We start from the raw sequence: 21,813 nt of genomic DNA on the forward strand, positions 1-21,813 counted from the left end.
AAATGAATTTAGTGGATACTTCTAAAGCGATTAAACAAGGAAATGTCTCATTAGGCATTGAACTGGGGTCAACCCGGATAAAGGCCGTACTTGTCACGGACGATTTTGAAACGATCGCATCCGGCGGCTATGTTTGGGAAAACAAATTTGAAAACGGCATCTGGACGTATTCGTTGGAAGAAGTGTGGGAAGGGATTCAAAGAAGCTATGCCCAAATTGCGGCAGACGTCCAGGGGAAATACCATACGACTTTAACAAAAATCAGTGCCATTGGTGTAAGCGCTATGATGCACGGGTATTTGGCTTTTGCAGAAAACGGAGAGCTGCTCGTTCCTTTCAGGACATGGCGTAATAACATCACCGAACAAGCGGCGGATGAATTGACTGAACGATTTCAATTTAATATTCCGCAACGATGGAGCATTGCCCACCTTTACCAGGCGATTTTAAACCAGGAGCCCCATGTAAAGGATATTCGCTTTATCACCACGTTGGCCGGTTATGTACACTGGAAATTAGCCGGAGAAAAGGTGTTAGGGATTGGCGATGCATCCGGTGTTTTTCCGGTGGATGAAGAGACAGGTACCTATCGGAAAGATTTTCTTGATACGTTTGACCGGCTTGAAAATGTGACGCCCTACCCATGGCATATCAGGGAGGTCTTGCCAAAAGTATTAAAAGCCGGCGAATATGCGGGTACTTTAACAACCGAAGGAGCGGCATTATTGGATGTAAACGGAAATCTTCAGGCAGGCAGTTTGATGGCTCCGCCTGAGGGGGATGCCGGAACCGGGATGGTGTGCACAAACAGTGTGCGCAAACGGACCGGAAATATATCCGTCGGCACCTCGGCATTTTCGATGATTGTGCTGGATCAGCCGCTTGAAAAAGTGTACCGGGATATTGATATTGTCACAACGCCGAGCGGGGCGCCCGTGGCGATGGTCCATATCAACAACTGCTCGTCTGACATTAATGCATGGGCAAACCTGTTTAAACAATTTGCTGAACGACTCGGTGTTGACTTGCCGGCGGACCGTTTATATGAAACGCTATTTTTGGTGGCTGCAAAAGCGGATCCGGATGCAGGCGGCTTGCTCAATTACAGTTATTTGTCAGGTGAAAACATTACAAAAATGCCGGCCGGGCGCCCGCTGTTTGTCAGGAAACCGGACAGTGCCTTTACATTGGCAAATTTTGTCCAGGCCCAGTTATATGCAGCATTTGCGCCGCTTAAAATCGGGATGGATATTTTGAAAAATGAAGAAGGAATCAAAACGGATGTCCTGATTGCCCAGGGCGGCCTGTTTAAAACACCGGTCATTGGCCAGCAAGTATTGGCCAATGCATTAAATACGCCGATTACGGTGATGAGCACTGCCGGTGAAGGCGGCGCCTGGGGGATGGCCGTGCTCGCGGTTTATGCAAAATCCGGAAACGGGAAGCAAAGCCTGGAAGACTTTTTGGACCAAAACGTGTTCACCCATCCCGAAAGCATGACGTTAAGCCCGGAACCTGAAGGCGTTTCAGGGTATGAAGCCTTTATAAAAAGATATGAGGCGGGCTTGCCGGTTGAGTCGATGGCTGTCCAGTCGATTTTTTAACGGGAACGGAAAAATCGTCAAAACAGCTGTATGGACATACGACAGCTTCCCGGTATAACCCTTAGTTATTCCGTCAAACAAACGCGATGCTAGCATTGCCGGTGTGACACAACAGCTTCCTAGTATAAACCTTTGGTTGCTCGAGAAGCACAATCGCGCTGATAAACGAAGTGAAATGACACGACAGCTTCCCGGTATAACCCTTAGTCTTCAGTTTCCATGCACGCAGCATCCGCAAACGCTCCGTTCATATCCCAACGGAGACGCTGCTCGACAATTGCATACATTTTGGGGAGCCATGCAGTCCGGCCCGCCAGTGAGTACAGATAATAAATCCGGCATTTTCCATGAAAACTGCCGGATTTTTTTCATACATGTTAAAATAGAAGATGTATTTAGTTGAAAACAAGGCAGGTGTCCGTTTTGTTTCCATTTTTCCACCGAAAAAGAAAGGAAGAGCATATTTTTGCGCCAACGGGGGGAGAGGTGACGCCAATTGAGGAAGTGCCCGATCCCATCTTTTCCGAAAAAATGATTGGGGACGGCGTGGCAATCAGGCCGATTGAGGGCCGGGTCGTTTCCCCGTTTGACGGCGAGGTGATCCAGATATTTCCGACAAAGCATGCGATCGGGTTGCGCGGCGAATCAGGGCTGGAAGTTTTGATTCATATCGGACTGGAAACGGTTTCACTCGACGGGAAGGGGTTTGAAACGGTTGTGCAGGCCGGGGACAAAGTGGAAAAAGGCGACCCGCTGATTCGTTTTAACCTGGAATTTATCAAAGCCAATGCAGCGGATACGATTACAGCAATCATTATTACAAATGGGGAGCTTGTAAAATCGCTCGAAAAAAGTACCGGGGTTGAGGCAGTTGCCGGGCAGACGGAAATCATGCGGGCTTGTCTGTGAAACCAAAAAACAGGCTTGAAGCAAGTGATGGGGAAGGGTGGCACGAGCCGGGGTACCTTGCACCAGAAAAAGAAAAACAGGCTTGTGTGCAAGCCTGTTTCTTACTTATATGGTTCGCATGCGTATCCGTCCTTGTCGCCGTCCATATAGGAACGGTAGGCAGGGTTTGAACGCGGCACGCCGTTTGGATATTTTTTGCGCAGTTCCGTACAGTTTTGGAAACTGCTGCTCCCGTTGCTGGAACGGCTCTCCCCGCCGGAAGCATTGGAGTTGGATGCGGAACTGCCTTTTTCGCACCCGTTAAAACCGCGGTCTGTTGCATACCCGGGTTGCGACCAGACCCTGAGTTTTTCGTTTTTAGCCCGCTGTTCGGCTTTTTTGAAAGTGTCCAAATATTGATAGGGCGGTTCATACACATAGGCCACGCGCGCGTACCCTTCTTTCAGCAGCTTTTCCTGCACGGACTTGCCGTTTACGAATACATAAGCGAGGAGCCGCCCGTATTTGTCGCGTTTGGCCCCGTGATCAAATTCGATCGTCAGTTTGCCACTTGAAACGAGCTGCTTGTTCCGGTAATAGGCTGCTTTTGCATACGGCTGCACACACATATTCGGTTTTTTTGATTCCGGCGTGTCAACGAGCAAATAGCGGACCGTCTCTTCTTTTCCATTATTATAAATTTTAATCGTGTCTCCATCGGTTACATCGGCGAGTTTAACAGCAATTTGCTTGCCTGTCGTTTGCCGGTTTTCTCCTGGCCCGGTATTTGTTTGTTGCGCTGTTTTTTGTTCTGTACTCGTTTTTGTGCTGTTTTGATGCGGTTCACACCCTGCAACGGCGAGCATCATAGCCAAAAAGAGCGTGAACCAGCTTGCTGTTTTTGTCTTCATTTCCCCTTCTCCTTGCTTTTAAAAAATGTATATAAAATGAACAAAATATCGCAGCTCTGTTGCCAAGTCATCATGCAAATTGGTGCTCGAGCTTGTTGTAAAAACTTAAGTTCATTTTATATAGCTCCATTATTTTACCATTTTAAGCGGGTTTCTTTAAGCCATCCATTTGACAATAATACCGCCTGGGGTATATGATGGGGGTTGTAACCGAACTTCGGGCAGGAGGTCATCCGTATAAATGTATATTGTTTTGCTCGTTCTTGCGCTCATTCTCGCGAAAACCGGCTATACACGTTACGTTCCCGTTCGCGGTGCTGTGCGGGCGGATTTAAGAAAAGATGTGCTTGAACATAAAGTGGTGGTCGATGTGAGGGATTACCAGCATGTGGGAAGCGGTACCGCGGATGCCATTGTGATTCCGACGGCTTATTTAAAGCGGTTTTCCGGCGAAATTCCAAAAGGCAGTCTTCACCTTATTGTTTCCAGCCGGCTTGAAGCCAATTTCAGCATCCGTTTATTACGCAGAAAAGGATTTCATATTTATTCTTATACGATCTTGGAACCGGGGAGGGAAAAAGGTGGAATACGATGCGAAAATCAAAAACCGTGTCAAAAGAATCGAAGGGCAATTGCGGGGAGTACTGCGGATGATGGAAGAAAAGGACAATTGCAAAGAGGTCATTGCCCAGTTGTCTGCCGCCCGGACGGCAATTGACCGCACGATCGGCGTCATTGTCAGTGCCAATCTGGTGGAATGTGTGAAAAATGCCGAACAAAACGGGGAAGACGCGGGAAGCCTTGTAAAAGAAGCGGTCAACCTGCTTGTGAAAAGCCGCTGACACCGGTCTTTTCGCAGAATCGCCGCTGGGGCAAGGCCCGCACTTTTCGCAAAAAGCGGGGGATTTTGTTTTACGAGGGAGGAATTTTGATGAAAGAAATTTCTGCGATGGAAGTCGAGGAAAAACTGAACAAGGGTGAAAAACTCAATATTATCGATGTGCGCGAAACGGAGGAAGTGGCGGAAGGAAAAATTCCGGGCGCGCTGCATATTCCGCTCGGTTTGCTGGGATTCCGCCTAGAGGATCTTGACCGTTCCAAAAACTATATTGTCGTTTGCCATTCCGGCGGGCGGAGCTATATGGCATGCCAGTTTCTCGAAAGCCAGGGTTTTGATGTCACAAACCTGGAAGGCGGCATGATGGCGTGGAGCGGCGAAATCGAATGAAAAATTTTCCTCTTGATCTTGCGGCGCATAAAGCGTAGTATAAGAGTACAAGCTGCGTTGTACGTAATATTAATAAAGTTTTAACCTTTAAACTGTTATAGGGAGTTTAACATTATTGCGGGAATGCCGAGCCTTTTGCCGTTTGGCAGGGAGGATGGCAGGAACGCTTTTGCGGACACCCACTTTGAGGAGTGTGGTTCTAAAACTTTCTTAGTTTGATTACGGCAACTGCGGCACATACATAATCTGTTAAACCCCGTCCTTCTTAGAAGGGCGGGGTTTTTCACAATCAAGAACCTAGACCGAAGGCATTAGCTGAGCCTGTTAACCCTGCGGCCCGGATGCAGTGCCCGGCCCATTTTTTCGCGCGGTATAAAGAGCCCGCTCTGTCCGTTTGTGTTAGCCCTCGATATTACTGGGTGTATAATAAAACTAACAATGTTTTGACATGCAGGAGTGGGAAAATGTGAACCAAATGAAATACATTGAGCCTGCCGTGATGTTTTTTACCATGATCGTCTATGTCGCTGTAGCCGTACTGATTGGCGTTGTGGCCGGGACCACGGTCGGTTTGTTTTTGAAAGCTTTAAATTTTTTGAGCGGAAAAACAGGTGCGCTGCCCGTGCCTTATAAGATGCTGCTGCTTCCAGTTGGCGGCCTATTGAACGGCCTGTTGCTGTATAAAATGAAATCAGGGGCGCCTTCTTCCATTGCTGCTGTGCATTCCGAAGGGGAACCGCCCTTTGACAGAAGCTTCCCGGCCAAGTATCTGGCGGCCCTCATTACACTTGTATCCGGCGGTTCGGCTGGAAAATTCGGGCCGAGCGCTCACTTTGCCGGTTCGCTTGCCACATGGATCGGGAAAGTTTTTCATATTCAGCCGTTTCTTCGGGCCCAGCTGATCGTATGCGGAATCAGTGCTGCTTTTGCCAGTCTGTTTGGCGCGCCCGTTACAGCAGCCGTGTTTGGTTTGGAAGTACTGGCTATCGGGTCAATCCGGCACCAGTTTCTTTTCCCTTCGGCGGTTTCCGGCATAGCTGCTTTTGAAGTTAATAAAAGGCTGTTGCATACGCCTTATGAATATTTCACGATCCATGCCATGCCGTCTTTTTCTGTTCTGCTGCTTTTAAAAGTGGCAGCCCTTGGCATGATTTGCGGCCTGGCTGGATGGCTGTTTGTTGAATCTATTGAACAGGGGGGTCGCTTATTTTCAGTTGTCCGGGAAAAATTGCATCTTCCTTTCTTCCTGATGCCCTGTGTTGGCGGCATGCTCATCGCAGTTGCATTATTGATTTTTCCTGCCGACTTTTTAGGACTGAGCTTGCCGCTTTTGGACAAAGCGATGCACGGGGGACATGTCGGATTTTTCGCATTTCTGTGGAAAATTCTGTTTGTGGCGGTTACGCTTGGTTCCGGCTTTTACGGAGGAACATTCACCCCGCAGCTCGTCATCGGGTCTGCTGCCGGGAATGCATTTGCCGGTTTGCTCGGGATGAACCCTGTATTAGGAGCGGCTGCGGGTATGCTGGCGGTGGTTTCGGCTGCATCCAATACGCCGGTTTCCGCTGTGCTGCTTGGATATGAGCTGTACGGGCATGTTACGGGGATGTATATGTTGGCCGCCTGTATTGCCGGGTATTTGATCATCGGGCACCGCAGCGTTTATCGCGACCAGCTTGTGTACGATCCAAAGTCTTTATGGGTGCAGCTGGAACCGGGAGTCGAACTGAGGAAAGAATCTATCCGCCTTTCAAGCGGTACTTCAAATCAGACTGGACGGTTCCATCTTCCGTGGTAGTGGGAAAAGCCGTTTATGATCAGGCTTATGTTAAGCATTCCTGTTAAAAATGGATCTATCTTAGCATTGGGCGGGCCGCTCTACGTAAAGGAAGTCGGTCAGAAGATGTGCCTATCTTACATAGAGGTGCTCTAAGTAAAGGAAGCCCGGCCAAAAGCGTGCCTATCTTAACATAGAGGCGTTCTACGTAAAGGAAGGCCGCTCAAAAGTGTGCTTATCTTAACGTAGAGGTTTTCTACGTAAAGAAAGGCCTTCAAATTTTGCGTCTATCTTAACATAGGGGCGTTCTACGTAAAGGAAGGCCGCCCAAAAGTGTGCTTATCTTAACGTAGAGGCTTTCTACGTTAAGAAAGGCCTTCAAATTTTGCGTCTATCTTAACATAGAGGTGTTCTAAGTAAAGGAAGGCCGGCAAAATCTGCGTCTATCTTAACATAGGGCCGCTCTAAGTAAAGGAAGCCGGTCAGAAGATGTGCCTATCTTAACGTAGGGGCGTTCTATGTAAAGGAAGACCGGCAAAAAGCGAGTCTAACTTAACGTAGAGGCGCTCTAAGTAAAGGAAGCCCGGCAAAGAACGTGCCTATCTTAACATAGAGGCGCTCTAAGTAAAGGAAGCCCGGCAAAAAATGTGTCTAACTTAACGTAGAGGCGCTCTATGTAAAGGAAGGCCTTCAAATTTTGCGTCTAACTTAACATAGGGGCGTTCTAAGTAAAGGAAGACCGGCCGAAAGCGAGTCTATCTTAACATAGAGGTGCTCTAAGTAAAGGAAGGCCACCCAAAAGCGTGCCTAACTTAACGTAGGGGCGTTCTATGTAAAGGAAGACCGGCCAAAAGCGTGCCTATCTTAACATAGAGGCGTTCTACGTAAAGGAAGGCCGGCAAAATCTGCGTCTATCTTAACATAGGGCCGCTCTATGTAAAGGAAGGTCGCCCAAAAGTGTGTCTACCTTAACGTAGGAGTATTCTAAGTAAAGAAGGGCCGCTCTAACTAAAAAAAGGACGCTGAAATGCGCGTCTGTCTTAACATATTCCTGTGTAAAAGAAGCGTGCCAAAATCGCGCCAATCTTAATGTTGGGCCGTTCTGAGTAAAGGAACTTTGCGGACCGGGCCGATTTTTTTGCAAGAAGCGTTCAAAAAACCGTTGAGAATCGTCTCAACGGTTTTTTGCGGCAGCCTTCTCGCTTTACTCGGTTTCCCCGAGTCCGGTAACTTTGTTAATTACATTTTGGATTGTATCAGCCAGCCCTTCTTCCTCTTCGCTGCCGGTATTTTGCGACTGAACATTTCCTTCGAGCTGATTATTGTACGAGTAAGTATTGGATTTGTAACTTTTTTCTTCTTCCATTTTTATCACCTCCAAAACATAGGGTGTGTTAATCGGAAGTTTTTAAACCAATCTAAGGCTTCCCCTTTTTTCTATAGACGGAACTTGTATTCACTCAAAATACGCAGACCATTCCATCCTTGCTCCAATCGACTCTGCTCCGAAAAATTGCGCCAACTGCTTTTCATCCTTTTGTGGTTGCTTTTATCATGACATGGACCTCTCTGTTCAATGACAAAGTGAATAAAAAAAGAAGCGTAATGATACGCTTCAGAATGGAGGCTATTAGGTGGAGACGAAACTTTTTTCTCTCTCGTTTGTTGATTCTGCTTAATATCCGGAGCCACCCATATAAAACGCTCCTACAATAATAAGCAGGATGAAGAGAACGACAATCAGGGCAAAAGATGAGCCCATGCTGTAACCGCCATCTGTCATTGACTTTCACCTCCTTTCCTTAATATATCTTGCATTTTAAAATATGCTGTTTCGAAGAAAGGTGTAATGGACAAACGTGAAAGGGATGAAGAAAAGGCGAAGTGGTTATTGTTTCTGGCACTACCAAAAATGCCGGCGTGGAAAAGGACAATTGTGATAAACCACTTCATTTTTCCTGATCGGTTTCATAATATGCCTTGGAACTGTAACGACATTTGTACGGTTCACTTCCACAAGTGGATGGATGATTGGCTGGAAACGCGGGACAAAACGATTACGAACTACGTATCTTGGTGCAGCAACAATTGGTCTGCAATGCAATTTACACACCTCCTCATCGTGAACTCTCTACATTAAATGAAGGAATAGCTGGATTGGAATGGACAAACATCTTAATGAAAAAGAAATATACGTTTAGGGATGTATGGGAGGACAGAGGCAGGGGACATTCCATCCGGACAAGCAACAAGCAGTTAACACGCATAGAGCATGAAGGAATGATGTACTATAATGGATGAAAAAATGGTTTTTCATCATCATTGGAATTTTAATCATAATGGCTCTCTTTTTTTAATCCTGGCTTGTTAACGAACTGGTGACGGGAATGCGCTAACAACGGCAACTCACACCAACAATCACCCGGCTGAAAACGAAAAAACCTTGATGCATCCGCGATACATCAAGGTTTTTAGAGTCGGGAAGACAGGATTTGAACCTGCGACCCCTACGTCCCGAACGTAGTGCTCTACCAAGCTGAGCTACTTCCCGGTTATTTTATTTTTGCTTGCCAGCTCCTTAGCTCTTGCTGACAAATATTATTCTACGACAATAAATTTCGTTTGTCAAAGCCTTTTTTTATTTTTTTTAAAGAAATTTTTTCGGTCTGGTTTCGAGACGGCAGCCATTCCTTTTTCAACTGGAAAATAAGAAGGTTTGGCGGCTTGGAAAAAACTTAGAGGTATGGTTTTTCCAGGAAAAAGGAATATCGCCGGGAATCACCGCCGCCGGCATGATGTCGACTCCCGTATTTTCCAGCGAAGCTAGCATTGCTTCTTTCATCGGCATTTCTTTATGTTCGATGAAGCGGTCCATTGAAAATAATGCAGCTAACGCCGGGCAATCCTGAAACTGAAAGGCCATAAAAATCATGCTTTTAAAATGGCCTTCATTTTCATCACCTTCAGCTTTATCATTCGCCATGAGCGGGTTGCGCTGCCTTTTACAAACAGGCAGGGGGAAAGGCGGGAGGGTTCAGGAATAAGGGAAGGTGCTTAGGGTGGAACGTTTTTTCAAAAATGCTAAGGGAATAAAAACAAAAAAACGGCCATAGCAGGGATAAGCGCGCCATTCGCGTTTCACTCTGTCGAAATTTGACTGCAGCAAGATGTAGAAAAAAATGGATAAACAATTAAGATTTTGTAGAGTATGGTAAAATTGTGGATATTCATGTATACTGAATCATATATGTTTGGTAGTTTTTGCGGATGATGTCGGAAGATGGCAGCGAATGAAAAATACGGTGAGCCTTTGAGCAGGGGAGAGAGATATGCGCGGCAGGAAATTAAATTTCAAGGGAAAAGTTGTGTTGGCGCTCTTATTTACGTTGATTGTTGTTGTTTTGGCCGGACTCGTTGGCAAAGGGGAAAAGATGTCAGCGAAAGACAAAGGAAAAGATGCACATGCTGTCTCACTGCGCACTTTATCTTTTTCGCCTGCGCCGATGACAGCGTTTGCGGGTTCTCCTTTGTACAAATCGATGATCGGGCAACAGCGGCAGAAAAAAGAAGCGGAGAGACAAAAAGAAGTTGCGAAGCAAAACGAGAAAGATCTGAAAGAAAATGCCATTTACTTAACATTTGATGACGGCCCGTCGAGTGCGGCCAACCAGTTATTGGATCTGTTGGAAACTTATCAGATGAAAGCTACCTTTTTCATGCTCGGGCCGAGGATGAAAGAGCATCCGGCAGTCGTAAAACGCATGCTAAAAGATGGAAACGGGCTTGCACTGCACGGGATCACACATAAAGCAAGAACAATTTACAGCAGTACGTCCGCGCCATTAAACGAAATGGCTGAGGATCAAAGAATATTGGAAAACGTGGCGGGTGTAAAATCTTATATGGTGCGCCTCCCGTATGGAAGTATTCCGTATTTAACAGATGAAATGCGCGATTTACTGGATAAAAATGGGTTCCATATTTGGGATTGGAATGTGGACAGCAGTGACTGGGAATTAAAAAATGGACGCTATGTCCAGTATACGATTCAGCAAATCCGGCAAAAAAAACAAGCGGGGGAAACGCCGGTCATCCTTTTGCATGACAAACCGGAAACCGTTAAATATTTGCCGAAGTTGCTAAAGTTTATCAAAAAGCAGGGCTATAAAACAAAAGTGTTGACCAATGAAACGCCCCCGGTAACGTTTCCGTGTGAAGGCCGCTGTCACCCAATCCACCATCCAGTTGAAACGGGGAGAAGATGAGGGTGAAAAGATTTATTGTATTGGGAATGATGTTGCCGGGGCTTCTTTTGCTTCTTGCCGGCTGCCATTCAGACAAAAAACAAGCGGACAGCATATACGAAAAATTAAAGAAATCCGCCTCGTATGAAAAAGATTTTGTTGCGAACCAGGAGAAGCTGGACGAATACAAAGAAAAAGTGGCATCCATTTATGCTGATCTAAACCAGCTTGAACTGAATGACGAAAACCGCCCGGAAGTGAAGCAGAAATTAAAAACTGCGGACAGCTATACCGAAAAGCAGTGGAAAGAGCTGAGGAAATCCAAAAAGAATTTCCAAAAGGCATATGAACAATCGACATCCATAAAAGAAAATGTGGAAAAAATTAAAGACGGCGGGCAGCGGAAACAGGCGCAGAAGCTGCTTACCATCATGGATGAGCGCAAAAAATATATGAACACTTTTTTTGGTGATTATAAAAAACAATTGGCATTACAAGGCAACTTTTATAAAAATCTGGAGAAGTTCAGCCCGGACGAGTTAGATAATCAAATAAAAAAAATAAATGAATACAATGGGGAAATGGAACAAACGATTCGCCAATTCAACCAGGATACGAAACGGTATAACCGCGAAAAAGACAAGTATTTTAAAAAAGCAGGGCTTTATTAAATTGGGCGTTTTTTTAAAGAGGCCCGGGACCGGCATTATGCCGGGAACCGGGCTTCTTTTTTTGGGACAGGAAAACGGCTGGAAAATTGGGTGATACGATGAGATTGGCAACCCGGTCAGGCGTAATGCCATATTGCTCATACAGTGCCGTCATGCCTTGTGATGTATTTTTATCCGTGATCGTTTCCAGCAATTCCGTGTTAATGGTCGCCGGATAAATTGTCGCAGTCCGGATGTTGGTCCCTTCCTGTGCGGATTCCATGCGCAATACTTCCATTAAATCGCGTACCGCCCATTTCGTTGCGCCGTAAACTGCCTCTCCCGGGTAAGCTTTAAGCCCGGCTACGGAAGAAGTTGTAATGATATGCCCTGATTTTTGCGCGATAAACGTTGGCAATACTGCCGCAATCCCGTTTAAAACCCCTTTAATGTTAATGCCGATCATGCTGTTCCATTCGTCCGTTTTTAATGCGGAAAGCGGGGAATCCGGCATAATGCCGGCGTTCAGGAAAATCACATCTACACCGCCGAAAGCATCTTTGGCAAGCCGGACAAGCTCCCGGGAATCTTCCGGTTTGGTCACATCTGTTACCCGGTAAACCGCCTGGTCGCCATTCGATTTGATGAAACCCTATTCAGATGTATTTGAAAGCCATATTGAAAACAGCGTTGAGTCCTGGAGTAAGCCGTGAAACTACCGTATTCACGCAATATTTTTCTTGTGTAAACAGTAAAATGCACAATTTCTGCACAAATGCCGGGTATCTTTAAAAGAAAGGATAAGCGACAAGGGGGACGTAAGATCATGAAAAAAGTATTAGCAGGCATTTTTTCTCTCGCAATTCTCTTTTCTTTAGGGGCATGCGGCAACAGTGAAACAAAATCTGCGGATAGCAAAAGCGCGGATTCCCATTCACACATGGAAATGAATCATTCCGGCTCGAGCGAAGTACCAAAAGGAATGAAAAAAGAAAGCAACCCAAAATATAAAACAGGCAGCCAGGTTGTCATCCACGCTGACCATATGGAAGGGATGAATGGCGCGAAAGCAACTGTAAAAGCTGCATACGCCACAACCGTTTATGCGGTGAATTATAAGCCCGTAACAGGCGGAGCCGAAGTAAAAAACCATAAATGGGTTGTTCAGGAAGAAATTAAAGGGGCGGGGAATAAAGCGTTAAAGCCAGGAACAAAAGTGACATTGGAAGCAAATCATATGGAAGGCATGAAAGGGGCATCTGCTGAAATTGTTTCGTCAAAGAAAACAACAGTCTATATGGTGGATTACACGCCGGCGAATGGCGGAGAAAAGGTAACCAATCATAAATGGGTAACAGAAGATGAACTTTCCGCCAAGTAATTTTAAATAGGATTAAAAGGGGCTCTTCAGGCAGCCCCTTTTTTGCCGTGTTCAACGTTAAATTTCATTTTTCACCATACCCACTTATATCCAACGCCCCAAACCGTCTGCAAATGGCTGTCAACCGGGAATCCCGCATTTCTTAATTTATCCCGTACATTGCGGATATGAGAGTCAATGGTCCGGTCTTCTGTTTCCACTTCATATCCCCAGATAGAAGTTAATAATTGCTCGCGGGAGAAAACCTGATTCGGATGCTGCAGAAACAGCCCAAGCATCGCAAACTCTTTCGGTGTCACGCTGACAGGCTGATTCTGGTAGAATACTTGAAAAGATACCGGATCCCATTTTAATCCGTTTTTTTCAATGGTTTCATTCTGATTTTGGTTGGAACGCCGTAAGACTGCATCAATTCTGGCGAGAAGTTCTTTTTCGTCAAAAGGTTTGGATATATAATCATCAGCACCGATTTTCAGCCCTTTGACAACATCCGGTTTATCTGTACGCGCCGTTAGCATGATCACCGGCACCTGGCTCATTTTCCGGATCTGTCTGCAAACTTCCCAGCCGTCCGTTTCCGGCATCATGATATCCAGAAGAATAAGATCGTAAGTTTCCTCCTGAATATACCTGATTGCCTCCGGTCCCCGTGTTACCTTGTCGCAGGCATATCCTGCCGGTTCCAAATACAACGCAAGCAAATCCAGCATCCTTTCTTCATCATCTACGAGCAGCAGCTTCTTCAATGATATCTCCTCCTTGAAACCGGATTTCCATAGTGGTCCCAATACCTTCCCGGCTGTCAGCGTGAATATGCCAATTGTGAGCCTCTACAATTTCTTTTACAATCGCAAGGCCTAACCCCGTACCGCCGAAAGACCTTGATCTGGACTTATCAACCCGGTAAAATCTTTCAAAAATATAGGGAAGATCCTCTTCGGGTATCCCTTTTCCATGATCCTGCACAATGAGTTTCCATGCTCCATCTGCTTTTTTTACGGTAAGAAAGATATTCGTATGTGGCTCTGAATATTTATAAGCGTTATCCAGCAGGTTGATGACGACTTGTTCAAAACGGACCGGGTCTGCAATCAGCTGGATGGAAGGATGACACTTCACTGTCAGGATGATCCTTTTGTTTTGGAAAGCCGGGCTTAATTTATGTTCAATTTGCTTTAGCATTTGAAACAGCGGGAAGTTTTGCTTTTGGATTTGAAATGAATTCCGGTCCATTTTCGCCAAATCAAACAGATTTTGAATCATATCTGACAATTTCGCGGCTTCTTCATAAATAATATTTAAATAGGTTTCGTTATCCGCACAGTTGTTTTTCCGCGCAATATCTGCATAACCTTTGATGTAAGTTAATGGCGTGCGGAGTTCATGAGAAATGGAAGCCAAAAATTCGCTTCTTTCCTCGCGAAGATGGTTCCATTCGCGGGCCAACGTGCGGATCGATTCAGCAAGCTGTCCGAGTTCATCTTTACTGTAAACCGGGATTTCAACAGATAAGTCACCTTTCGCAATTTTCTTTGTCGCTACTTTCATATTAATCAGCGGCCTCGCCAGAATGCGGGATAAAAGGATGATCAAAATCAGCGTAATGCCGAATGCGAGAAGGCCGGCGATCCAGAAGTGGTGGTTCATTTGTGAGATCAGCTGCTGAACTTGTTTTGTATCCTTAAACATGTAGACATAGCCGTTTTTAAACGGGCTGACGGATGCAATGTACTTTTCATCTTCCCAATGCTTTTCTATGATTTTTCCCTTGTGTGTGATTTTGCCAACGGGCTTTGAAATGATGTTTCGCATTCCCCGGTCGAGCGGGCGTGAAGCAATGATGGATTTTTTATTGCCATTTAATACAATCACGATGAGATCGGATTTGGATTCCATTACAGCAACACGGTGGATGGAATCCGGGTCATTGTATTGTTCCAGCACATCCCGGTGGCTGTTGCTTCTCACTAAAAGCGAATTGAATTCATCTTTTACACGCTCTTTGACTATATTTTGGTGCAAAAAGTAAATCACGAATCCTTCCAAATCAATCATAATCACAAAGAAAATCAAGCCAATTTTAAAAGAAATATGATTTAAATGCTTCAGCTTCGTCACCCCCGCCCGTTTGGAATTCTCTGCAAAAAATTAACTTGCTTTTGAGGATGTGTTGACCCGGACATAGGTTTGCCCGTCTTTTCCCGGTATGACAGTCACTTTTTCCCCAATATTATAGCACCGGTAATATTTCATATTATGTGGCGTAATCACCTTCATCACGCTTCCATCCGCCAACTTGATTTTCGATTTACAGCGGCTCACGCCTTTGATGTCCGCAGTGCAGTCTGTATCCGTCAGTACTTTTCCGGTTGTTTTTGTGCCGAGCTTTCCGGATACTAAGTTGACAGCATAGAGATTATTTTTGCCGTTTTGCTGGACGTTGATTTTGGCTTCCACTTGTTTTTCGCTCAGCCCGGGGTCTTTGTTAGGGCTGGCATCTTTCCCCTGGCTGGTTTTGCTTTGGCAGCTTGCAAGAATGAGTATGCAACTCAAAATGGCTGCCAATCCTGCCAATCTTTTGCTCATGCTTTTCATCTCCTGTAACTTTATAATTTGCCGTCTGCAAAAAATGATCAAAGATAGTATAAATCATAAATTTGAAGAAAGTATGCATATTCGTGTGCTTTTATAAAAGATATAAGGGGTTGTGAACAAAACGTGAAGAGGGGGCGTTCCTCGAAAATCTCCACATTTTCTGCACAAGAAAATTTTACGATTGATGCAAAGAAGGGGGAAGTACAAATGGAATGGTTAAATGCTTTGCTGTTTCTTGCATGCCCGCTCATGATGATCTTCATGATGTTAGGGGGACATGGCCATGGAGGCGGGCACGGAAAAAAAGCCCATCTGGAACATAGCCATGGGATGCATAAGAGGATTCAGAAGTTGGAAGAGGAAAATCAAAGATTGAAAAAAAGGCTGGATGCATTTGATAAATATGATCAGAAGAAAACATCATGAAGATAAAGTGGCAGGAGAAAAATGATCCTGCCTTTTTAGTTAAGCGAGGAATGCAGGAAATACAGCCATGACCATTGTCAAAAATGCGCCGAAGCATGCTTGCGCTGTGCGGAAGCTTGCCGGAAAATGGCCTGTCACAAAGCCGGTTCCCTTATCAAAAGGGACCGGCTTAGCTGAAAATCCGGATGTGTTTGCGTTTAAGCAAACGGCAGAAGATGAAAATTGGATCCTAAAATAAGAAAATGTGCAGAAATGATGCAGTTTGAATGTTTAACAGAACGGGCAAAAAATAAGGGAAGACAATTTGGAGGTGGAAATAAATGGACAAGTCCTATGAAGAATGCATCAAAGCCTGCCAGGAGTGTATGGAAGCCTGTAATCAGTGTTACAGTGCCTGTTTAAAGGAAGACAATGTGAAAATGATGGCTGGCTGTATCCGCATGGACAGAGAATGCGCAAATATTTGTGCTTTGGCATTGCAAGCGATGCAAAGCGGCAGCCCGTTTGTGAAGCAAATTTGCAATTTGTGTGCGGAAATTTGCGAAGCATGCGGGGAGGAATGCAGGAAATACAGCCATGACCATTGTCAAAAATGCGCCGAAGCATGCCTGCGCTGTGTGGAAGCTTGCCGGAAAATGGCCTGACACAAAGCCGGTTCCCTTATCAAAAGGGACCGGCTTAGCTGAAAATCCGGATGTGTTTGCGTTTAAGCAAACGGCAGAAGATGAAAATTGGATCCTAAAATAAGAAAATGTGCAGAAATGATGCAGTTTGAATGTTTAACAGAACGGGCAAAAAATAAGGGAAGACAATTTGGAGGTGGAAATAAATGGACAAGTCCTATGAAGAATGCATCAAAGCCTGCCAGGAGTGTATGGAAGCCTGTAATCAGTGTTACAGTGCCTGTTTAAAGGAAGACAATGTGAAAATGATGGCTGGCTGTATCCGCATGGACAGAGAATGCGCAAATATTTGTGCTTTGGCATTGCAAGCGATGCAAAGCGGCAGCCCGTTTGTGAAGCAAATTTGCAATTTGTGTGCGGAAATTTGCGAAGCATGCGGGGAGGAATGCAGGAAATACAGCCATGACCATTGTCAAAAATGCGCCGAAGCATGCTTGCGCTGTGCGGAAGCTTGCCGGAAAATGGCCTGACACAAAGCCGGTTCCCTTATCAAAAAGGGAACCGGTTTTTGGCAAAATCAATAAAACGGGAATGATGTGTTTAAGTTTAAGCGAACGGAAGAAAATAAAAATTGGATCGCCGGTTTAAATCAAGGTAAAAACCAATTTTTCTCATGGCGCTCCTAACATCATGAAATGGATGGCCGGCAGAAAACAATTCGATGTATTTGTTTTATATTTCTTGGTCTCCGGAACAATGCGGCAGGAAATTCAATATCAAAATAAAAAAGCAAAGATCCCAGCCATAAACTGAAATCTTTGCTTTTTGTGATGCGGATGAAGGGACTTGAACCCATACGGTGTTTCCACCACTAGAACCTGAATCTAGCGCGTCTGCCAATTCCGCCACATCCGCATTGTTTTGTTTTTGTTCGCCTCATCAGCGACAAATTTATTATATAATGCCCGGTAGAAAAAAGCAATACCTTTTTTAAAATTTTTTTGGATCCCTGGAAAGCTTGTTAAAAAAGGAGCCGTGCATGCACGGCTCCTTTTTGGGAAATAGTTTACGCAGCCATTTCAACGCTTTTTTGTCTGTCTCTTGTAAAAGCACTCACGGCAAAGGTTACAATCAAGTTCAAAACCATGGCGATGATCCCGGTATTTAAGTCTTTGACTGCTTGCGGCATAAACGGCAACAGCGTCGCAACCGTCTGATTCGTGATCGTCACATAGGAAACGACAAGTTCGCCCGCAACAATTCCAGCAAATGCGCCTGCTTTTGAAATCGGGTTATTTTTCATAAAGCTGAATACGATCGCCGGGAAAAATTGCGTAACCATGCTGTACCCCATCAACAGCAGGGCAACAATGGTTTGCCCGCCGTTAAATGTGAAGTAGAGGGCAATTAAAGATACGACCGGAACCAAATATTTGGCAACATTGGCCACTTGTGTTTCATTGGCGGTCGGTTTAAATACTTTAAACAAGTTTTTCGAAATCATTGTGGATGCGCTCATCAACAGCATCGACCCCGGTACCAGCGCACATAACAGACCGGCGGCGCCGATGACACCGACAAACCAGTGCGGGAAGCTTTCAATAGAAAGAACGAGCAGGGCATTGTCGGTTGCTGCTCCTTCAAGTGCCGGCTTTACAGTCAGAATCGCCGCAAAACCGGCAAAGAATACGAACAACAGGATCAACTGATACAGCGGAAAAATCACCGCATTGCGGCGGAACGTTTTTTCATTTTTCGCTGTAAAGGAGGCGGCAAAAGAATGCGGCCACGTGTAAAAACCGAGTGCCGTCAGCAAAACGGTCGAAATGAACCAATATACACTCATCCCTTGGTGCGGGAGCGCAAGAAAGCCGGGTTTTGCCTGGTCAATGGCATGAAACATATCTGAAAAGCCGCCAAAATAATGAACGGGGAGATAAATGCCGAGAAAAACGACGACGGCCAAAACCAATGCATCTTTCATGACGGATGTCCAGGCTGTTCCGTGCACGCCTGAAATCGTGGTGTAAATGGTTACCACGATCACGCCGATCCAGATGGCGACGCCGGAAGAAATCGAGCCGTAAGAAGCAATGCTGACGATACTGCCGAGCCCTTTTAACTGCAAAACAAGGTACGGGATCATTGCAATAATGCCGATAATCGAAACAAGGACACCGAGTGCGGGACTATTGTATTTTTTCGCGAAAAAGTCGGATTGGGACAACAGCTTATGTTCTTTTGCATAACGCCAAATGGCCGGAAGCAGCCAATAGGAAAGAACATAAGCCAATGAGCCGTACCAGAGTATATAAAGCGTCGGCCCCCCTTTGCCGTAAGCCCATCCGCTGCCGCCGAGAAAAGTGAAAGTCGTGTAAATTTCACCGGCGCTTAGCAAGAATACAAACAATGTTCCAAAACTTCTGCCGCCGGTTGCCCATTGTTCAAGGTTCATTTGCTTGCCCCGGCGCGCCCGGATGCCGAGATAGAGTGACACCAGCAAAAAGATGAGGATAACAAGAAGTGCGCTGTTCATTCGGCATCCCCCCTTTGGTTTTTCGGATCGGTTTTATAGATAATGAACATTACAACCGTCGATAAAACAACCCACAACACGGTCCAGAACATGATAAAAGGCATTCCGAGAATCATCGGATTGGTACGGTTTGCAAAAAACATGCCAATGATTAAAGCAAGAAATGGGAGTGATGCAAGGACGAATTTCATTTGAAAACCTCACTTTTTTTAGTGTAAAAGGCCAACCGGTGAAAAAGCGGCTGATCCTTTTCAGGCAGTTAACGTCAGGCTGGCGGCGACGAACGCTTTCACCCCGTAAGGCAATACATCCTCATCCACAGTAAAGCGGGCGTGATGGTGGGGATAAACGATGCCTTTGTCCGCATTTCCGGCTCCAATAAAAAAGAATGTGCCGGGTGCCTTTTGCTGGAATCCGGAAAAATCTTCCCCGCCCATGGTTGGAACGCCGTCTTGAATGGCATCTTCACCAAACGTCTCAACCAGTACTTCACGCAGCTTTGCCGTGACTTCCGGATCGTTAATAACGGGACGATAACCTTTCACGTATTGAAAATCATAAGTCGCCCCGTGCGCTTCTGTTACGCCTTTCACGACGCGTTCCATCAGCCGGATCACTTCTTCCTGCAACGCCGGCTTAAACGTCCGGACGGTGCCGCTGATGAAAACCGAACCGGGAATGACGTTATGCGCAGTACCGGCTATAAACTGGGTCACGGAAAGAACAACGGGATCTAAGGGATCAATATTTCTTGAAACAATATGTTGAAGGTTTGTTACAACTTGTGCGCCAATTGCAATGCTGTCTATTGCTAAATGCGGCTGTGCCCCGTGTCCGCCTTTTCCGTTAATCGTGATGTAGAAAGCATCTGGTGCTGCCATCATCGGTCCTGACACCAACTCGATTTTTCCAGCTTCAAGCGGTGACCATAAATGAGCGCCAATCACCTGGTCCACACCGTCCATGACACCGGCTTGGACCATTTCTTCAGCCCCGCCCGGCAATTGTTCTTCGGCATGTTGGAACAGAAAGCGGATTTCACCGGCGATTTGGTCTTTTAAGCCGGCCAGAATTTTTGCGGCTCCAAGCAGCATCGCGGTATGCCCGTCATGGCCGCAAGCATGCATCACACCGTCATGCTTTGAGACGAAATCAAATGCATTTTCTTCTTGAATGGGGAGCGCGTCCATATCGGCACGAATCGCTAAAACACGGCCGGGCTTTGCTCCTTTCAGCCGGGCTACCACACTCGTTTTTGTCGGGCGGGACAACGCCAAACCCCCGAAAGATGCAAGCGTATCGTAAATAAATTGCGATGTTTCGACTTCCTTGAAGGAAAGCTCCGGGTTTTGATGCAAATGCCTCCGCCAATGGATTACATCTTCCTTGACTTGTTCGACCAATGCATCGATTTTTTCGGCTTCCAAAGATAATGCCATATCAAAATCCCTTTCTTATTCTATATTTCTATTTTCTTTATTGATTTAAAGAATTTAGAGTATTATAACATCAAATACTTTTATATTGCAATAACAATTTGGTTTCACTTCTAGCTTTCTTCCAAAAAAAGGGGACTTTCTGCAGAGGAGAGAAATAGGCATCAAACCATCTCCATTGGTTTCCATCAGTGGATAAACACCACTGATGGAAGTTTCACTTATCTTTGTTGCTCCCCCAGTTGCATGAGGGCGCCAAAATATTGTGATGCTGTTGTGAAGCAAATGAAAGCAATCAGCTCACTGATCTCCGCATCTGTTAAATACTCCTTTAAAACCGCTGTTACATTTGGAGATGTTTGCCCTTTGCCCGCAAGAAAAGCTTCAGCAAATCCGGTACATACCGCTGTTTTTTCATCGTAATCAACGGGGTTCGGTTTGCCTTTTGCCTTACAATACAGGCAGCCATTTTTTTGTGCAAGTGTACGCCGGACTTCTTCTTTTAACTTCGCTGATAACCGGCCATCCTTTTCAAATTCATCACTGAGTTTGTTCCAGTATTTCAGAATGGACGCATTATATCCCAGCAATTGTTGAAATGGCGTATTTCCTCTTTCATGTAATGGTATCAGTGTCATGCTCATCCCTCCCAAAAATAGTGTAAAATAAAGCGTGCGGCTTTTACATACCGATTAAAAGGCATTTGATTGATTTGAATTTCAAATTGGAAAGGAATTTGAAGAAATGGATTTCATTGATGAACAAATTATACATGAATTGAAAGAAGATAGCCGGTTATCAATGAGCGAGCTAAGCAGGCGTATTCATCTATCAGCCCCGGCTGTGAGAGAGCGGGTACGACAATTAGAAGAACAGGATATCATTAAACGCTATACCATTGAACTGAACCAAAAAAAACTGGGATACCCGATAGAAGCCATCATTGAAGCGACAATTAAAAATAATCGTTATGACGATTTTAAAAAGCAAATATGCCAGTATTCGAATGTTGATTTTTGTTATCGTATTGCTGGTGAAGCATGCTTTATGTTAAAAGCCCGCTTCCACTCATTTGAAGACGCGGAGCAATTTATTGATAAACTGCAGTTATTTGCACATTCTAAAACGAACTTTATTTTTTCAAAAGTAATTTAGGCCTTACTGAACGAATCCGATTCTGAGTAAGCTCTAGAAGAATCCATCTTTAAAAATGCGATTTTGTTTTCTCTATAATTGAATCAGCTTCAAGTGCAAATTTTATAACACCCTTGCATTTAAATTTTTGCCAAGGCTGTCAGCATCCTTGCAGTGTTTTGTCTTAAAAGGACGTTTCGAGCCAGGATACAGCGTGTTTTGTCTTTTTGGCCGGTTCAAAAAGACATTTCGGGCTCGGATGCACCGTGTTTTGTCTTTTTGACGGCTTCAAAAAGACATTTCGGGCCCGGGTGCAGCGTGTTTTGTCTTTTTGGCAGGTTCAAAAAGACATTTCGGACCCGGGTGCAGCTTGTTTTGTC

The 21,813-nt window shown here is 45.2% G+C and carries 23 protein-coding genes, 2 tRNA genes, 1 other RNA gene and 2 pseudogenes; 14 read left to right on the forward strand and 14 right to left on the reverse strand.

Annotation, left to right across the window (positions count from 1 at the left end):
- Positions 1-2 precede the first annotated feature (2 nt).
- Positions 3-1,604, forward strand: coding sequence for a xylulokinase (locus BCOA_RS29320; RefSeq protein ID WP_014097604.1), 1,602 nt, complete (start codon positions 3-5; stop codon positions 1,602-1,604).
- 399 nt (positions 1,605-2,003) lie between these two features.
- The gene (locus BCOA_RS29325; protein ID WP_017551018.1) at positions 2,004-2,513 is read left to right on the forward strand and encodes a PTS sugar transporter subunit IIA; all 510 of its coding nucleotides are present in this window, start codon (positions 2,004-2,006) and stop codon (positions 2,511-2,513) included.
- Between the two features lie 101 nt (positions 2,514-2,614).
- Here BCOA_RS29325 and BCOA_RS29330 read toward each other — a convergent pair whose 3' ends face one another.
- Positions 2,615-3,403 (reverse strand): thermonuclease family protein, encoded by a 789-nt coding sequence (locus tag BCOA_RS29330; protein ID WP_014097606.1) that lies wholly within the window; start codon positions 3,401-3,403, stop codon positions 2,615-2,617.
- Between the two features lie 581 nt (positions 3,404-3,984).
- On the opposite strand from BCOA_RS29330, the gene BCOA_RS29340 reads away from it, so the two are divergent.
- The 4 genes from BCOA_RS29340 (at position 3,985) to BCOA_RS29350 (ending at position 6,429) form a co-directional block, all read left to right on the forward strand.
- Positions 3,985-4,245, forward strand: a complete 261-nt coding sequence (locus BCOA_RS29340; RefSeq protein ID WP_014097607.1) for a metal-sensitive transcriptional regulator — start codon at positions 3,985-3,987, stop codon at positions 4,243-4,245.
- Positions 4,246-4,334: 89 nt separating this feature from the next.
- Complete coding sequence (locus BCOA_RS29345; RefSeq protein ID WP_014097608.1) at positions 4,335-4,631, forward strand: rhodanese-like domain-containing protein; 297 nt, start codon at positions 4,335-4,337, stop codon at positions 4,629-4,631.
- 46 nt (positions 4,632-4,677) lie between these two features.
- Positions 4,678-4,872, forward strand: a non-coding RNA gene (ssrS, locus tag BCOA_RS34750) — 6S RNA.
- A 234-nt stretch (positions 4,873-5,106) separates the two neighbouring features.
- Entirely contained in the window at positions 5,107-6,429 is a 1,323-nt protein-coding gene (locus BCOA_RS29350; protein WP_230090549.1) for a chloride channel protein, read from the forward strand.
- 1,183 nt (positions 6,430-7,612) lie between these two features.
- Here the strand turns inward: BCOA_RS29350 and BCOA_RS35395 are convergent.
- From BCOA_RS35395 to BCOA_RS29365, 4 genes are all read right to left on the reverse strand, one after another.
- Entirely contained in the window at positions 7,613-7,774 is a 162-nt protein-coding gene (locus tag BCOA_RS35395) for a hypothetical protein (protein ID WP_014097610.1), read from the reverse strand.
- Positions 7,775-8,083: 309 nt separating this feature from the next.
- On the reverse strand, positions 8,084-8,191 hold the full coding sequence (locus tag BCOA_RS34755; protein ID WP_014097611.1) for a YjcZ family sporulation protein: 108 nt from the start codon (positions 8,189-8,191) through the stop codon (positions 8,084-8,086).
- 694 nt (positions 8,192-8,885) lie between these two features.
- Positions 8,886-8,959, reverse strand: a tRNA-Pro gene (locus BCOA_RS29360).
- Positions 8,960-9,103: 144 nt separating this feature from the next.
- Positions 9,104-9,391 (reverse strand): hypothetical protein, encoded by a 288-nt coding sequence (locus BCOA_RS29365; protein WP_014097612.1) that lies wholly within the window; start codon positions 9,389-9,391, stop codon positions 9,104-9,106.
- Positions 9,392-9,737: 346 nt separating this feature from the next.
- On the opposite strand from BCOA_RS29365, the gene BCOA_RS29370 reads away from it, so the two are divergent.
- Positions 9,738-10,673, forward strand: coding sequence for a polysaccharide deacetylase family protein (locus BCOA_RS29370; protein ID WP_014097613.1), 936 nt, complete (start codon positions 9,738-9,740; stop codon positions 10,671-10,673).
- Positions 10,670-11,323: a YkyA family protein gene (locus BCOA_RS29375; protein ID WP_014097614.1), complete on the forward strand. Its 654-nt coding sequence runs from the start codon at positions 10,670-10,672 to the stop codon at positions 11,321-11,323. Before BCOA_RS29370 ends, BCOA_RS29375 begins: the two co-directional genes overlap by 4 nt.
- Before the next feature lie 97 nt (positions 11,324-11,420).
- Here BCOA_RS29375 and BCOA_RS29380 read toward each other — a convergent pair.
- Positions 11,421-11,918: pseudogene (locus BCOA_RS29380) on the reverse strand (SDR family oxidoreductase); the annotation flags it as partial.
- 210 nt (positions 11,919-12,128) lie between these two features.
- Between BCOA_RS29380 and BCOA_RS29385 the strand changes: the two are divergent.
- A complete protein-coding gene (locus BCOA_RS29385) occupies positions 12,129-12,683 on the forward strand; it encodes a YdhK family protein (RefSeq protein ID WP_013860065.1) in 555 nt (184 codons plus the stop codon).
- A 71-nt stretch (positions 12,684-12,754) separates the two neighbouring features.
- Here the strand turns inward: BCOA_RS29385 and BCOA_RS29390 are convergent, their stop codons facing one another.
- From BCOA_RS29390 to BCOA_RS29400, 3 genes are read right to left on the reverse strand one after another with little or no spacing between them, the layout of a single operon-like run.
- On the reverse strand, positions 12,755-13,429 hold the full coding sequence (locus BCOA_RS29390; RefSeq protein WP_013860064.1) for a response regulator transcription factor: 675 nt from the start codon (positions 13,427-13,429) through the stop codon (positions 12,755-12,757).
- Positions 13,404-14,801 (reverse strand): sensor histidine kinase, encoded by a 1,398-nt coding sequence (locus tag BCOA_RS29395; RefSeq protein WP_014097616.1) that lies wholly within the window; start codon positions 14,799-14,801, stop codon positions 13,404-13,406. Before BCOA_RS29395 ends, BCOA_RS29390 begins: the two co-directional genes overlap by 26 nt.
- Before the next feature lie 30 nt (positions 14,802-14,831).
- Positions 14,832-15,269 (reverse strand): hypothetical protein, encoded by a 438-nt coding sequence (locus tag BCOA_RS29400; RefSeq protein ID WP_013860062.1) that lies wholly within the window; start codon positions 15,267-15,269, stop codon positions 14,832-14,834.
- A 216-nt stretch (positions 15,270-15,485) separates the two neighbouring features.
- On the opposite strand from BCOA_RS29400, the gene BCOA_RS29405 reads away from it, so the two are divergent.
- From BCOA_RS29405 to BCOA_RS29410, 4 genes and pseudogenes are all read left to right on the forward strand, one after another.
- Entirely contained in the window at positions 15,486-15,704 is a 219-nt protein-coding gene (locus tag BCOA_RS29405) for a DUF2933 domain-containing protein (protein ID WP_013860060.1), read from the forward strand.
- A gap of 45 nt (positions 15,705-15,749) precedes the next feature.
- A pseudogene (locus tag BCOA_RS34765) lies at positions 15,750-15,881 on the forward strand (four-helix bundle copper-binding protein); the annotation flags it as partial.
- A 143-nt stretch (positions 15,882-16,024) separates the two neighbouring features.
- Positions 16,025-16,348, forward strand: a complete 324-nt coding sequence (locus BCOA_RS34770; RefSeq protein ID WP_014097618.1) for a four-helix bundle copper-binding protein — start codon at positions 16,025-16,027, stop codon at positions 16,346-16,348.
- 185 nt (positions 16,349-16,533) lie between these two features.
- On the forward strand, positions 16,534-16,857 hold the full coding sequence (locus BCOA_RS29410) for a four-helix bundle copper-binding protein (RefSeq protein WP_014097619.1): 324 nt from the start codon (positions 16,534-16,536) through the stop codon (positions 16,855-16,857).
- A gap of 301 nt (positions 16,858-17,158) precedes the next feature.
- Here BCOA_RS29410 and BCOA_RS29415 read toward each other — a convergent pair.
- The 5 genes from BCOA_RS29415 to BCOA_RS29435 form a co-directional block, all read right to left on the reverse strand.
- Positions 17,159-17,242 (reverse strand) — tRNA-Leu (locus BCOA_RS29415).
- 151 nt (positions 17,243-17,393) lie between these two features.
- A complete protein-coding gene (locus tag BCOA_RS29420; protein ID WP_014097620.1) occupies positions 17,394-18,863 on the reverse strand; it encodes a sodium:solute symporter family protein in 1,470 nt (489 codons plus the stop codon).
- Complete coding sequence (locus BCOA_RS29425; RefSeq protein ID WP_013860056.1) at positions 18,860-19,054, reverse strand: DUF3311 domain-containing protein; 195 nt, start codon at positions 19,052-19,054, stop codon at positions 18,860-18,862. The genes BCOA_RS29420 and BCOA_RS29425 overlap by 4 nt, the downstream gene beginning before the upstream one ends.
- 60 nt (positions 19,055-19,114) lie before the next feature.
- On the reverse strand, positions 19,115-20,302 hold the full coding sequence (locus tag BCOA_RS29430) for a M20 family metallopeptidase (RefSeq protein ID WP_014097621.1): 1,188 nt from the start codon (positions 20,300-20,302) through the stop codon (positions 19,115-19,117).
- Between the two features lie 218 nt (positions 20,303-20,520).
- Positions 20,521-20,937 (reverse strand): carboxymuconolactone decarboxylase family protein, encoded by a 417-nt coding sequence (locus BCOA_RS29435; RefSeq protein WP_014097622.1) that lies wholly within the window; start codon positions 20,935-20,937, stop codon positions 20,521-20,523.
- A gap of 106 nt (positions 20,938-21,043) precedes the next feature.
- On the opposite strand from BCOA_RS29435, the gene BCOA_RS29440 reads away from it, so the two are divergent.
- A complete protein-coding gene (locus tag BCOA_RS29440) occupies positions 21,044-21,454 on the forward strand; it encodes an Lrp/AsnC family transcriptional regulator (protein ID WP_014097623.1) in 411 nt (136 codons plus the stop codon).
- The last annotated feature ends 359 nt before the right edge of the window (positions 21,455-21,813 follow it).

The sequence above is a fragment of the Heyndrickxia coagulans 36D1 genome, from assembly GCF_000169195.2.
GTDB classification, from domain to species: domain Bacteria; phylum Bacillota; class Bacilli; order Bacillales; family Bacillaceae_C; genus Weizmannia; species Weizmannia faecalis.